This window comes from Kribbella hippodromi (assembly GCF_039531045.1).
Lineage (GTDB): Bacteria > Actinomycetota > Actinomycetes > Propionibacteriales > Kribbellaceae > Kribbella > Kribbella hippodromi.
The window spans coordinates 59,905-72,901 of record NZ_BAAAPH010000015.1 but is presented as its reverse complement, the minus strand read 5'-3'; the positions used below and the strand labels follow the sequence as shown (position 1 = coordinate 72,901).

The window sequence follows — 12,997 nt, the reverse complement described above, 5'->3', positions numbered from 1 at the left end:
AATGTCGAACGATGAGCGTTGTGCCGCCTCGCGATCGCTCCTAGATTCCAGCCAGCCGTGGTTGGCACGGCGGGGAAGGGAGGTTCGGTATGGCTACGACCGAAGCGGTCAAGGCGAAGACCCTTCTGGGGGAGTGCTCAGCCGAGTTCCTGGGCACGTTCATCCTGATCCTGTTCGGCGTCGGTGTGGTGGCGCAGGTGGTGGCCGGCGGCCTCGGGAACCACGATTCGATCGCGTGGGCCTGGGGTCTCGGGGTGACGATGGGGGTGTACGTCGCGGGCCGGATGACCGGCGCGCACCTCAATCCGGCGGTGACGATCGCGCTGGCGGCGTTCCGCGGTTTCAGCTGGAAGAAGGTGCTGCCGTACTCGGTGGCCCAGTTCTTCGGTGCGTTCGTGGCCGCGCTGGTGGTGCGCTGGAACTACACCGAGGCGCTCGGCAAGTTCGACCCCGGGCACACCATCAAGAGCCAGTTCGTGTTCTCGACGCTGCCCGGCAACGGCAGTACCGAGCTCGGGGTGCACATGTGGGGCGGTTTCCGCGACCAGATCATCGGTACCGCGATCCTGATGCTGCTGATCCTGGCCATCGTCGACCTCCGCAACACCGCGCCGGCGGCCAACCTGGCGCCGCTGCTGATCGGCCTGGTCGTCGTCGGCATCGGCATGGCCTGGGGCACGAACGCCGGGTACGCGATCAACCCCGCCCGTGACTTCGGACCGCGGCTGGCGTCCTTCATCACCGGCTACGGCGGGGCGTTCAAGGACCAGTTCGGCGAGGTCTATTTCTGGGTACCGATCGTGGCGCCGATCATCGGCGCGCTGGTCGGTGCCGGCCTGTACGACCTGCTGGTCGGCCGCTTCCTGCCGATCGCCGACGAGGAAGAAGAACCCGGCCGGGTGCCGGACGAGAAGACTGCATGACACATCCCCTGGGTTCGCTGCGTTCGCAGTGTGAGGAGAGGACTATCCATGGCTGACTTCGTCGGTGCCGTCGATCAGGGCACCACGAGTACGCGCTTCATGATCTTCGACCATTCCGGCAACGAAGTGGGCATCCACCAGCTCGAGCACGAGCAGATCCTGCCGCAGGCCGGCTGGGTCGAGCACAACCCGGTGGAGATCTGGGAGCGGACGAGTTCGGTGATCCGGACCGCGATGAACGCGAAGGGCCTGCAGGCCAGCGACCTCGCCGCGCTCGGGATCACCAACCAGCGCGAGACCGCGGTGGTCTGGAACCGGAAGACCGGGCGGCCGTACTACAACGCGATCGTCTGGCAGGACACCCGTACGGACCGGATCGCCGCCGCGCTGGAGCGGGAAGGCAAAGGCGATGTGATCCGGCAGAAGGCGGGCCTGCCGCCGGCGACGTACTTCTCGGCCGGCAAGGTGCAGTGGATTCTGGAGAACGTCGACGGGGTCCGCGAGGCAGCCGAAGCCGGTGACGCCGTGTTCGGCAACACCGACACCTGGCTGCTCTGGAACCTGACCGGTGGCACCGAGGGCGGCGTACACATCACCGACGTCACCAACGCCAGCCGGACGATGCTGATGAACCTCGAGACCCTGGACTGGGATGACGAGCTGATCAGCTTCTTCAACATTCCGCGGCAGATGCTGCCGGAGATCCGTCCGTCGTCGGACCCGAACAAGTACGGCGAGACGCTGCGGAACGGGCCGTTCGGTGGCGTGATCGGACTGACCGGCGACCTGGGCGACCAGCAGGCGGCGACAGTCGGCCAGGTCTGTTTCAACCCGGGCGAGGCCAAGAACACGTACGGCACCGGTAACTTCATGCTGCTGAACACCGGTACGGAGCTGGTCCGGTCGAAGGCCGGTCTGCTCAGCACGATGGCCTACAAGTTCGGCGACGAAGCGCCGGTGTACGCGCTGGAGGGCTCGATCGCGGTCACCGGCTCCGCGGTGCAGTGGCTGCGCGACCAGCTCGGCATCATCTCCGGTGCGAGTGAGACCGAGACGCTGGCTCGTCAGGTCGCGGACAACGGCGGCGTGTACTTCGTACCGGCGTTCTCCGGTCTGTTCGCGCCGTACTGGCGGTCCGACGCGCGCGGGGCGATCGTCGGCCTGTCCAGGTTCAACACCAACGCGCACCTGGCCCGCGCGACACTGGAAGCGATCTGCTACCAGAGCAAGGACGTCGCCGACGCGATGGAGAAGGACTCGGGCGTGAAGCTCGACGTGCTCAAGGTCGACGGTGGTGTGACGGCGAACGAGCTCTGCATGCAGATGCAGGCGGACATCCTCGGCGTGCCGGTGAGCAAGCCGGTGGTGGCGGAGACGACGGCTCTCGGCGCGGCGTACGCGGCCGGGCTGGCGGTCGGGTTCTGGAAGAACAAGGACGAGCTCGTCCAGAACTGGAACGAGGACAAGCGGTGGTCGCCGGAGTGGAACGACGAGCAGCGGACCAAGGGGTACGCCGGGTGGCAGAAGGCCGTTCAGCGCACTCTCGACTGGGTCGACGTCGACTGACCAGCGGCACCTGACGGCAGTACTGAATCACTGAATTCGGAAGGAACACCACAGTGGCTGTAGTGGCTCTGTCACCGCAAGCAAGGGCTGCCGCGATCGACGCGATGGCCGACGGACGGGAACTGGACGTCCTGGTGATCGGTGGCGGGGTGGTCGGCACCGGCTCGGCGCTCGATGCCGCGACCCGGGGCCTGACCACCGGACTGCTGGAGGCCCGCGACTTCGCGAGCGGGACCTCCAGCCGGTCCAGCAAGCTGATCCATGGTGGTCTGCGCTATCTGGAGATGCTGGACTTCCGGCTCGTACACGAGGCGCTGCAGGAGCGCGGCCTGCTCCTGCAGCGGCTGGCGCCGCACCTGGTCAAGCCGGTGCCGTTCCTGTACCCGCTCCAGCACCGCTGGTGGGAGCGGTTCTACGCGGGCGCGGGCGTCGCGTTGTACGACGGTATGGCGGTGTCCTCCGGTCTTGGCGCCGGACTGCCGATCCATCGGCACCTGACCCGCCGTGGCGCGATGCGGCTGGTGCCGTCGCTGAAGAAATCCGCACTGGTCGGCGCGTTGCAGTACTACGACGCGCAGGTCGACGACGCCCGGCACACGATGGAGCTGGCGCGGACCGCGGCCTCGTACGGTGCGCACGTGGCGAACCGGGTGAAGGTGACCGGCTTCCTGCGCCAGGGCGAGCGCGTCACCGGTGTCCAGGCGAAGGACCTGGAGAGCGGGCGCGAGTTCGAGGTACGGGCCAAGCAGGTCGTGAACGCGACCGGGGTCTGGACCGATGACACGCAGGCGATGGTGGGGGAGCGTGGGCAGTACCACGTCCGCGCTTCGAAGGGCATCCACCTGGTCGTACCGAAGGACCGGATCCAGTCCAGTACCGGGATGATCCTGCGGACCGAGAAGTCCGTGCTGTTCATCATCCCGTGGGGCCGGCACTGGCTGATCGGTACGACCGACACCGACTGGCACTTGGACAAGGCGCACCCGGCGGCAACGAGCAAGGACATCGAGTACTTGCTCGACCATGTGAACGCCGTCCTCACCACACCGTTGACCCGGGAGGACGTGGAGGGCGTGTACGCGGGTCTGCGGCCGTTGCTCGCGGGCGAGTCGGAGAGTACGTCGAAACTGTCCCGCGAACATGTCGTCGCGCACGCGGCACCCGGTCTGGTAGTGGTTGCCGGCGGCAAGTACACGACGTACCGGGTGATGGCCAAGGACGCGATCGACGCGGCCGCGGACGCACTCGACGGACGCGTACCGCGGAGTGTCACGAAGAACATCCCGCTGGTCGGCGCGGACGGGTACCAGGCGCTGTGGAACCAGCGGTACCTGCTGTCGCAGCAGTCCGGCCTGCACGTCGCCCGGATCGAGCACCTGCTGAACCGGTACGGCGTACTGGTCAACGAGGTGCTCGCACTGGTCGAGGAAGATCCTTCGCTGGGCGAGCAACTGCCCGGTACGCAGGATTATCTGAAGGCCGAGATCGTGTACGGCGCCAAGGCCGAAGGTGCTCGGCATCTCGACGACATCCTGGCCCGGCGTACCCGGATCTCGATCGAAGCCTGGGACCGCGGCGTCGGCGCGGCCGAGGCGGCCGCCCGCCTGGTCGCCCCGATCCTCGGCTGGGACCAGGCGACGATCGACCGGGAGGTGTCGTTCTACCTGCAGCGGGTGCAGTCCGAACGCGACTCCCAGGACCAGCCCGACGACGAGTCGGCCGACAAGGTCCGGCTGGGCGCGCCGGACATCGTCTCCCCGGCCTGATCGACCGCCCCTGGAGGGGTGAGGAGGGCCGCTCGGGCGGCCCTCCTTCTTTCACCGGTCCTCGGGGCGGATCCAGTTGAAGGTACGTTGGACGGCGGCCTGCCAGTTGGCGTATTCGGAGGCTCGGCGGGCCTCGTCCATGTGGGGCATCCACTGGCCGGCGCGGTGCCAGTTGCTACGGAGTCCCTCCAGGTCGGGCCAGTAGCCGACGGCGAGACCAGCTGCGTACGCGGCGCCGAGTGAAACCGTCTCGCTCACCATCGGGCGGACCACGGGTACGTCGAGCAGGTCCGCGATGAACTGCATCAGTAGGTTGTTGGCGGTCATCCCGCCGTCGACCTTCAGCGCCGTCAGTGCGATGTCGGAGTCGGCGTTCATCGCGTCGACCACTTCGAGGGTCTGGAAGCCGGTTGCTTCCAGTACCGCGCGGGCCAGATGCCCTTTGGTGATGTAGCCGGTCAGTCCGGCGATCACCCCGCGCGCCTCACTGCGCCAGTGCGGCGCGAACAGCCCGGAGAACGCCGGCACGATGTACGCCCCGCCGTTGTCCTCGACCGTCCGCGCCAGCGTCTCGATCTCGGCGGCGGTGTGGATCATCCCGAGCCCGTCGCGGAACCACTGCACCAGCGATCCGGTCACGGCCATCGAGCCCTCGAGTGCGTACGTCGCCGGATGATCCCCGATCTGGTACGCGACCGTGGTCAGCAGCCCGTGCTTCGACCGGGCAATCTCCTGACCGGTGTTCATCAGCAGGAAGGAGCCGGTGCCGTACGTGCATTTCGCCTCGCCGGGACTGAAGCACGTCTGGCCGAACAGTGCCGCCTGCTGATCGCCGAGTGCGGCGCCGATGCGGACGCCCGGGAGTACGTCCGTCGCGGTGCCGAACACGCCGGAGGACGGCCGGATCTCGGGGAGGATCGCGCGCGGTACGTCGAAGGCCGCGAGCAGCGTGTCGTCCCATTCGAGCGTCTCGATGTTCATCAGCATCGTGCGGCTCGCGTTGGTCACGTCCGTGACGTGCAGGCCGCCGGACGCGCCGCCGGTGAAGTTCCAGATCAGCCAGGTTTCCATGGTGCCGAACAGCACCTCACCACGCTCCGCCCGCTGGCGCAGCCCTGGCGTGTGGTCGAGCATCCAGCGGATGCGCGGCGCGGAGAAGTACGTGGTCAACGGAAGGCCGCACAGGTCGGCGAAACGGTCCGGGCCGTCGTCGCCCTCCAGTTCGGTGACGAGGCGATCGGTCCGGGTGTCCTGCCAGACCACCGCGTGCCCGATCGGCTCGCCCGTCCGGCGATCCCAGAGCAGGCTGGTCTCCCGCTGATTGGTGATGCCGATGGCAACGACCTGCGACGCCGCGGCCCCGATCTGCCGGATCGCCGCCGGCACCACCCGGGTCACGTTCCGCCAGATCTCCGCCGCGTCGTGCTCGACCCACCCCGGCCGCGGAAACACCTGCCGATGCTCCCGCTGAGCCACCGAAACCAACCGCCCGCGCCGATCAAACAGAATGCACCGAGTCGAATTCGTCCCCTGATCCACCGCCGCCACATACTGCTCAGCCATCCCCCCACCCCCCACCAACCACATCCCCCACCCCACTCACCACAGCCCCCACCCACACCCCACTGTCCACAGTCCCGCCCCGTACGCCGCTCACCGCATCCGCGACCCGTGCGCCGCTCACCACAGCCCCGACCCGCACCCCTCTCACCACAGCCGCCACCGGTACGCCGCTCACCACAGTCCTGGCGCGTACGCCGCTCACCACAGCTGCCACCGGTACGCCGCTCACCACAGTCCTGGCGCGTACGCCGCTCACCACAGCCCCGACCCGTACACCGCTCACCACCCGTGCGCCGCTCACCACATCCCCGACCCGTGCGCCGCTGACCACAGCCGCGGCCCGTGCGCCGCTGACCACAGCCGCGGCCCGTGCGCCGCTCGTCACGGTCCCGGCCCGTACGCCACCCCACCGGCCCAACCGGCCCAGCGCCGTCCTGCCCCACCCCGGCGCCCCGCCCTGCCCCGACCCGGCGAACGTCTGAGGGGCCAGCCCCTGAGCCGGTGGGTTGCCCCCTGAGAATTCCGGGGGGCAACCCACCACGTCAGGGGCTGACCCCTCAAGCGTCTTGCGGCCGGGTGCGGAGGTGGGGCGGTTGCTGGGGTGGGTGCTGGGGTGGGTGCTGGGGCGGGTGATGGGGTGGGTGGGGGTCATGTGTCGTCCCGGAGGTCGCGGGCGATGGCTTCGGCGGTGGCTCGGACCATGGTGACGAGATCGGGGCGGTGGCGGAGTTTGCTGTCGCAGATGCGTTCGACCCGGCCGGCCAGGCCGACGGCGCCGACGACCAGGCCGCCGAGGCCGCGGATCGGGGCGGCGATGCCGGCCAGCTCAACCGTGTGTTCCTCGAACTCACCGGCCCAGCCTCGGCTGCGTACGGTCGCCAGCTCCTTGGCCAGCCGCGCGGGATCGGTGATCGTCCGGGTCGTGTACGCCTCCAAGCTTCGCGGTCGCGCACTGGTGTCGTACGCGAGGACCGCCTTTCCGAGAGCGGTCGCGTGCGGCGGGAGCGTCGTACCGACGTCGAGGTTCTGGTCGCTGTCGTCCGGACGGAAGACGTGATGTACGACCTCGACCTTGCCCTCGACCAGCCGCCCGACCCGGACCACCTCGCCGCTCCGGGAGGCGAGCGAGTCGGCCCAGTTGATCGCCCGGCTGCGCAGCTCGTTCGGGTCCAGGTAGCTTTCGCCGAGCCGGCCGAACGCGTCGCTCAGGTGGTAGTTCGCGCCGGTGTGATCCTGCTCGACAAACCCGACCTGATGCAGCGTACGCAGGATGCCGTGCACGGTGGTTTTGGCGAGCCCGAGCGCGTTGCCGAGGTCCGCGACCCCGAGACCGTCCGGCGCGGCGGCGAGCAGTCGCAGCACCGCCGCGGCCCGCTCGATCGACTGCACGGTCCCCGGCACACCCGCAGGCTACCCGTGAAGTCACCAGCCTGGCTCCACCTCACCGCGCGGCTCACTCCGAGACCACTCTGAGGCTCACCCCGAGACCACTCCGAGACTCAGTCCGGGGCTCACTCCGAGGCGATCGCCCGGAGTACGTCCAGCCGGGCCGCCCGGCGGGACGGCCAGACCGCGGCCAGTACGCCGAAGCCCCCCGCCACCACCGCCGCGATCACCAGTTGGAGCACCGGGATGGCGCGTACGGAGAGCCCGTTGTCGACCATCGCGGACTGCACCGACGCGGCGATCGTGACCCCGAGCAGCAGCCCGAGCACCGTACCGAGCAGGGTGATGGCGATCGACTCGACCCGGAGCATCCGGCGCAGCTGCGGCCGGTCCATCCCGATCGCGCGCAACAGACCGATCTCCCGGGTTCGCTCGACCACGCCGAGGGCCAAGGTGTTCACGACGCCGAGCAGCGCGATCAGGATCGCCATCGCCAGCAGGAACCCGAGTCCGGCCAAGACACCGTTCACCGGCGCGCGGGCAGTCGCGGCGTACGCGTGCTGATCGCGGACCTGGATCGACGGGTAGTCCTTCCGGACCTGATCCAGGATGCCGGCCCGTACCTGCGCAACCTGCTTGCCGTCGGCAACATCCACGTAGAGCGTGCTGTCGCTCGCGGTGCCGCCGACGGACTCGTACGCCGGGATCGACAGCACGACCGCGTTCAGCTGCCGGTTCGGGGCCAGGATCGCGCCGACCGTGAGCTTGTGCTTGCCGGTCGCGGTGGCCACCTCGATGGTCTTGCCGACCGTCACGTTCAGGGTTTTCGCCAGGTTGCGGGGGAGTACGGCCTCGCCTTTCGCCAGCACCGCAGTGGAGCCGGTGTCGTACTTGACCGTGATCGGGCCGTCGAGCGTGCCGTCGCTGACGCCGGTGACCCGGACGGTGGCCGTGCCGACCTGGCCGTCGAGCTGGCGGACCCGGTGTACCGACCGGACGCCGTCGACCTTCGCGGTCCGGTCCGCGACCTGCGGGCTGAAACTGGGCGGTCCGTCGGAGTCGATCACGATCTCGGAGTTGCCGAGCGCGTCGGTGATGGACTGGTCGATCGATGCCTTCACGGACGCGGCGAGCACGAGCAGGCCGCTGATCAGCGAGACCGAGATCATCAGCGCGGACGCGGTCGCCGACGTACGCCGTGGGTTGCGCTCGGCGTTCCGGCGGCCGAGGGTGACCGGGGCCTTGCGGCCGAACGGCGCCATCAGCCCACGGACGACGTACCGGCTGATCAACGGGCCGAGCAGGACCACGCTCAGGATGACCATGGCGCCGCCGAAGACGATCAGGATGGCGCCGGGCAGTCCGCCGGCGTTCAGTCCGATCGCGTACATCACCAGCGCCATCAGCAGCATGAAGGTGCCGATCAGGATCCTGGTCAGGATGGAGCGCTCCGGAACGATCACGTCGTCGCGCATCGCGGCGATCGGCGGCAGCTTGCCGGCCCGGCGCGCGGCCGGGATGGCGGCGGCGACGGTGATCCCGATGCCGAGCAGGTACGAACCGATGATCGTGGCCGGACTGACCTGAAGCGACGCGGACGGGATCGCCAGGTCGAGCGTCTCGTACACGATCCGGCTGACGACGGCGACACCGATGCCGATCAGCAGTCCCAGCGTCGACCCGGCGATACCGATCGTGACACTTTCGGCGAGCACGGTCGCGGTGACCTGACCACGGGACGCACCGATCGCCCGCAGCATCGCCAGCTCGCGCGACCGTTGGGCGACGACCATCGAGAACGTGTTCACGATCAGGAACGTGCCGACGAACAGCGCGATCCCGGCGAACACGATGAGCACGCTGCTCAACCCGCCGAACGTGCTGTCGAGTTGGCGCTCGCCGTCGGCGGTGACCTGCTGGGCGGTGCGGACCTTGACCGAATCGCCCAGTGCCTTCGAGATCGCCGTACTCACGGTGTTCGCGTCGGCGCCCGGTTTGAGCGCGATCGAGATCGACGTCCAGCCGGTCGTACCGAGCAGGAGCCGCTGCGCGGTGGCGCCGTCGAAGCTGACCATCGGCGCACCGGCTGCGGCTCCGGAGGCCGCGGGTGTGGTCGTCGCGGCCAGAGTGGCGGTGATGGATTCGGTTGGCGTGACGACCCGGACCTGGTCGCCCACCTGGTAGCCGGCCTGGTTGGCCGTCCGCTCGTCCAAGGCCAGTTGGCGTACGCCCGAGGGTGGCGAGCCCGTGACCAGCTTGAACGGCGCGGTCCGGGCGTCGCGCGGCCAGGACGCGCCGAACATGGTCCGGTTGTACGTGTCGATCAGCTTGCCGTCCGGGGTGAGGATCTGGACGCCGCTGACGAGTAGTTGCGGAGTGGCGACCGCGACACCGGGAAGCGCGCTGATCGTGTCGGCGAGCGAGGACTGGAAGGTCGCCGGGCGGTCCGTACCGGCGTCGATCGGGGTGACCGGGGTGACGGTGAGATCAGCCGTTTTGACCGCGAAGTTCTTCTTCAGCGCGGTCGACAAGGTGTCGGTGAAGACCATCGCGCCGCTGGCGAACGCGATGCCGAGGGTGACCGCGACCGTACACAGCAGGAACCGGAGCCGGTGCGCGAGGACCGACCGGATGGCGAGCTTGAGCATCAGCCGGCCAGGTGCTCGGCGCCGGCCGCTTCGAGCTGCTTCATCGTGTCGAGCACCGACTCCGCGGTCGGATCGATCAGCTCGGACTCCAGCGCGCCGTCGGCAAGGAACAGCACCCGATCGGCGTACGCGGCGGCGGCCGGATCGTGGGTGACCATGACGACTGTCTGGTTGAAGTCCCGGACGGACCGGTGCAGGAACGCCAGCACATCGGCCGACGACCGCGAATCCAGGTTGCCGGTCGGCTCGTCGGCGAACACCACGTCCGGCCGGGAGACCAGCGCGCGGGCGCAGGCGACCCGCTGCTGCTGACCACCGGACAGTTCGGTCGGTTTGTGGCTCAGCCGGTCGGTCAGGCCGATGGTGCCGATCACCGTCGTCAGCCAGTCCTGGTCCGGTTTGCGGCCGGCCAGGTCCAGGGGGAGGGTGATGTTCTCCAGCGCGGTCAGCGTCGGGACCAGGTTGAACGCCTGGAAAACGAAGCCGATCCGGTCCCGGCGCAGATGGGTGAGCTGCTTCTCGGGCAGCTTCGTCAGGTCGACGTCACCGAGGAAGACCTGCCCGTCGGACGGCTTGTCCAGCCCGGCCAGACAGTGCAGCAATGTGGACTTCCCGGAGCCCGACGGGCCCATGATCGCGGTGAACCGGCCCTTGCCGAAGTCCGCGCTGACGTCGGCCAGGGCTTCCACCCTGGTCTGCCCACCGCCGTACACCTTCCACACGCCGGCGGCGCGCACCGCAACCTCGCCCACTGCGCTACCTGGGCCTGTCGCGCTCGTTGCGTCCACTGTCATGCGACGAACGCTATCGACTCAGGGTTCCTCCGCGGCCGCCGACTCAGGTGTTCGCCGCTCAGCTGTTCACCTCCTCAGCCGTCGACGCCGACCAGGTCGACGCCGGCCGACTCGGCCGCGACTTCCTCGACCGAACGGGTCGGCAGCGGCGGAGGCGTACCGCCCCAGGCCGGGCAGATCGCCTTGTGGTCGCACCAGTCGCACAACGGCCCCGGGCTCGGTCGCCAGTCGCCCGAGTCGAGCGCGCGGGTGATCGCGGTCCAGAGCGCCGACACCTTGCGCTCACAGGCGCGGAGATCGGCCTCATCAGGTACGTACCGGACGATTTCGCCGTTGCCCAAGTACACGAGTTGGAGCATCGCCGGGACGACGCCGCGCAGCTTCCACAGCACCAGCGCGTAGAACTTCATCTGGAACAGCGCCTTCGCCTCGAAGAACTCCGACGGCGAGCGGCCGGTCTTGTAGTCCACCACCCGGAGCTCACCGGTCGGCGCGACATCGAGACGGTCGACGTACCCACGCAGGACCAGACCGGAGTCGAGCGCGGTCTCGACATACAGCTCCCGCTCGGCCGGCTCCAGCGCGTTCGGGTCCTCGAGAGTGAAGTACTTGCCGAGTAGCTGGTGGGCCTCGGCCAGCCACTTCGCCAGCTCGTCGCCGCTCGCGTCGTCCGCGAACAATTCGGCGATCTCGGGCTCTTCCTCGATCACGCGTTGCCATTGCGGCTCGAGCATCTCGGCGGCCTGCTCGAGTGTCCGCTGACCTCGCGGCAGGTCGAACAATCGCTCCAGCACGGCATGCACGACAGTGCCGCGGACGGCGGCCGGTGACGGTTTCTCCGGCAATCGGTCGACGACACGGAACCGGTACTTGAGCGGGCAACTCATGAAGTCCGCGGCGCGGGACGGGGACAGGGCCCCACGCGGGTGCTGGTGCGGATCGGCTGCTGCTGCGACGCTCATGCCAGAACCCTAGGCGCAAGCACCGACAGTTCGCGCCCACCCCACGCCTACCTGTGGAAAACCCAGGAGGGTGCGTCGCACGGAGTTACCGGTGGCCAAGTAGCGTTGGCTTGATGCCAGAGTCGCGTGACCCCCAGACCCCAGCCCAGCCGGCCGGCCCGCCACCGCCGGGCACCTGGGTGCTCGGCCGTGTCCGCGGAATCCGGCTGACGATGCGGTTCACCTGGCTGCCGGTGGCGATGCTGCTGGCGCTCGGGTTCGCGACCATCATCGGGCGGCAGTTCCCCGAGCTCGGCGGCTGGCGGTACCTGGCCGCGTTCGCGTTCGTGGTCGCGTTCACGCTGTCGATCCTGGTGCACGAGCTCGCGCACGCGCTGATGGCGATGAAGTTCGGCATCGGTGTCTCCGAGATCAACCTCGGCTTCTTCGCCGCCGGTACGCATATCGAGGGGGAGCGGAAGTCCCCGCTCGAGGAGTTCGCGGTCTCGGTGGTCGGCCCGATCGCGTCGCTGATCGTCGGCGGGCTCGCGTACTTCGCCTCCCGTGCCTTCGACGAAGGCGTCGGGTACGTAGCGCTCTGGGAGCTCGGCGTCGCGAACCTGATCGTCGGCGTCACCAACCTGCTGCCCGGCCTGCCGCTGGACGGTGGCTGGGTGCTGCGCGCGATCGTCTGGAAGTTCACCGGCAACATGCACACCGGCACCCTGGTCGCGGCCTGGGCCGGCCGGGTGCTGGCGATCTCGGTCCTCGCGGCGCCGGTGCTGCTGGAGGAGATCTGGGGCCGGCCGGCGTCGATGATCGACTTCGTGATCGCGTTGCTGGTCGGGTTCTTCCTCTGGAGCGGTTCGACCGCTTCGCTCATGCAGGCGCGGTTGCGGCGAAAGCTGCCCGCGCTCCAGGTGCGTACGCTGGCCCGCCGCGCGATCGCTGTACACTCCGGGACGCCGTTGTCCGAGGCGGTCCGGATGGCGTCCGAGGCGAATGCCGGCGCGGTCGTGGTGATCGACGGCGACGGCAAACCGCACGCGCTGGTGTCCGAGACCGCGGTCGCCGCGGTGGCACCGAACCAGCGGCCCTGGACCTCCGTCAGCGAGGTTTCCACCCGGATCGCCGCGGGCCACATCATCGGCGTGAACGACACCGGCGAGGAGATCCTCGCCAACCTGCGCGCCCAGCCCGCCTCGGAGTACCTGGTCCTGGACGCCGACGGCGGCGTGTACGGCGTCCTCGCCACCGCAGACGTGGAAAAGGCCTTCCGCACCCGCTGACCCACCAACCACGGCCCCACCAACCACGGCCCCACCAACCACGGCCCCACCCACCAACCACGGGCCCACCCACCAACCACGGGCCCACCCACCAACCACGGGCCCACCCACCAACCACGGG

10 protein-coding genes are annotated in these 12,997 nt (G+C 69.0%); 4 read left to right on the top strand and 6 right to left on the bottom strand.

All coding sequences use genetic code 11. From position 1 onward, the window contains the following. Positions 1–89: 89 nt before the first annotated feature. From ABD260_RS22835 to ABD260_RS22825, 3 genes are read left to right on the top strand one after another with little or no spacing between them, the layout of a single operon-like run. Positions 90–923 carry an MIP/aquaporin family protein gene (locus ABD260_RS22835; RefSeq protein ID WP_344236105.1) on the top strand — a complete coding sequence of 278 codons (834 nt, stop codon included), beginning with the start codon at positions 90–92 and terminating at the stop codon, positions 921–923. A gap of 48 nt (positions 924–971) precedes the next feature. Beyond that, positions 972–2,489 (top strand): glycerol kinase GlpK, encoded by a 1,518-nt coding sequence (gene glpK, locus ABD260_RS22830; RefSeq protein WP_344236103.1) that lies wholly within the window; start codon positions 972–974, stop codon positions 2,487–2,489. Between the two features lie 53 nt (positions 2,490–2,542). Beyond that, complete coding sequence (locus ABD260_RS22825) at positions 2,543–4,255, top strand: glycerol-3-phosphate dehydrogenase/oxidase (RefSeq protein WP_344236101.1); 1,713 nt, start codon at positions 2,543–2,545, stop codon at positions 4,253–4,255. 51 nt (positions 4,256–4,306) lie between these two features. Here ABD260_RS22825 and glpK (ABD260_RS22820) read toward each other — a convergent pair whose 3' ends face one another. From glpK (ABD260_RS22820) to ABD260_RS22795, 6 genes are all read right to left on the bottom strand, one after another. Then, positions 4,307–5,818 carry a glycerol kinase GlpK gene (glpK, locus tag ABD260_RS22820; protein ID WP_344236099.1) on the bottom strand — a complete coding sequence of 504 codons (1,512 nt, stop codon included), beginning with the start codon at positions 5,816–5,818 and terminating at the stop codon, positions 4,307–4,309. Further along, a complete protein-coding gene (locus tag ABD260_RS22815; protein WP_344236097.1) occupies positions 5,811–6,203 on the bottom strand; it encodes a hypothetical protein in 393 nt (130 codons plus the stop codon). The genes glpK (ABD260_RS22820) and ABD260_RS22815 overlap by 8 nt, the downstream gene beginning before the upstream one ends. Positions 6,204–6,466: 263 nt before the next feature. Continuing rightward, positions 6,467–7,219 carry an IclR family transcriptional regulator gene (locus tag ABD260_RS22810; RefSeq protein ID WP_344236095.1) on the bottom strand — a complete coding sequence of 251 codons (753 nt, stop codon included), beginning with the start codon at positions 7,217–7,219 and terminating at the stop codon, positions 6,467–6,469. A gap of 110 nt (positions 7,220–7,329) precedes the next feature. Beyond that, positions 7,330–9,852, bottom strand: coding sequence for an ABC transporter permease (locus tag ABD260_RS22805; RefSeq protein ID WP_344236093.1), 2,523 nt, complete (start codon positions 9,850–9,852; stop codon positions 7,330–7,332). Beyond that, entirely contained in the window at positions 9,852–10,646 is a 795-nt protein-coding gene (locus ABD260_RS22800; protein WP_344236091.1) for an ABC transporter ATP-binding protein, read from the bottom strand. Before ABD260_RS22800 ends, ABD260_RS22805 begins: the two co-directional genes overlap by 1 nt. A gap of 74 nt (positions 10,647–10,720) precedes the next feature. Further along, the gene (locus tag ABD260_RS22795) at positions 10,721–11,608 is read right to left on the bottom strand and encodes a RecB family exonuclease (RefSeq protein WP_319041061.1); all 888 of its coding nucleotides are present in this window, start codon (positions 11,606–11,608) and stop codon (positions 10,721–10,723) included. A 113-nt stretch (positions 11,609–11,721) separates the two neighbouring features. Between ABD260_RS22795 and ABD260_RS22790 the strand changes: the two genes are divergently transcribed. Then, positions 11,722–12,876, top strand: a complete 1,155-nt coding sequence (locus tag ABD260_RS22790; protein WP_344236087.1) for a site-2 protease family protein — start codon at positions 11,722–11,724, stop codon at positions 12,874–12,876. Positions 12,877–12,997: the final 121 nt, after the last annotated feature.

Coding starts and splice junctions, on each gene's coding strand:
- ABD260_RS22835 (WP_344236105.1), top strand. CDS start 90: ATGGCTACGACCGAAGCGGTCAAGGCGAAGACCCTTCTGGGGGAGTGC.
- glpK (WP_344236103.1), top strand. CDS start 972: ATGGCTGACTTCGTCGGTGCCGTCGATCAGGGCACCACGAGTACGCGC.
- glpK (WP_344236099.1), bottom strand. CDS start 5,818: ATGGCTGAGCAGTATGTGGCGGCGGTGGATCAGGGGACGAATTCGACT.
- ABD260_RS22805 (WP_344236093.1), bottom strand. CDS start 9,852: ATGCTCAAGCTCGCCATCCGGTCGGTCCTCGCGCACCGGCTCCGGTTC.
- ABD260_RS22800 (WP_344236091.1), bottom strand. CDS start 10,646: ATGACAGTGGACGCAACGAGCGCGACAGGCCCAGGTAGCGCAGTGGGC.
- ABD260_RS22795 (WP_319041061.1), bottom strand. CDS start 11,608: ATGAGCGTCGCAGCAGCAGCCGATCCGCACCAGCACCCGCGTGGGGCC.
- ABD260_RS22790 (WP_344236087.1), top strand. CDS start 11,722: ATGCCAGAGTCGCGTGACCCCCAGACCCCAGCCCAGCCGGCCGGCCCG.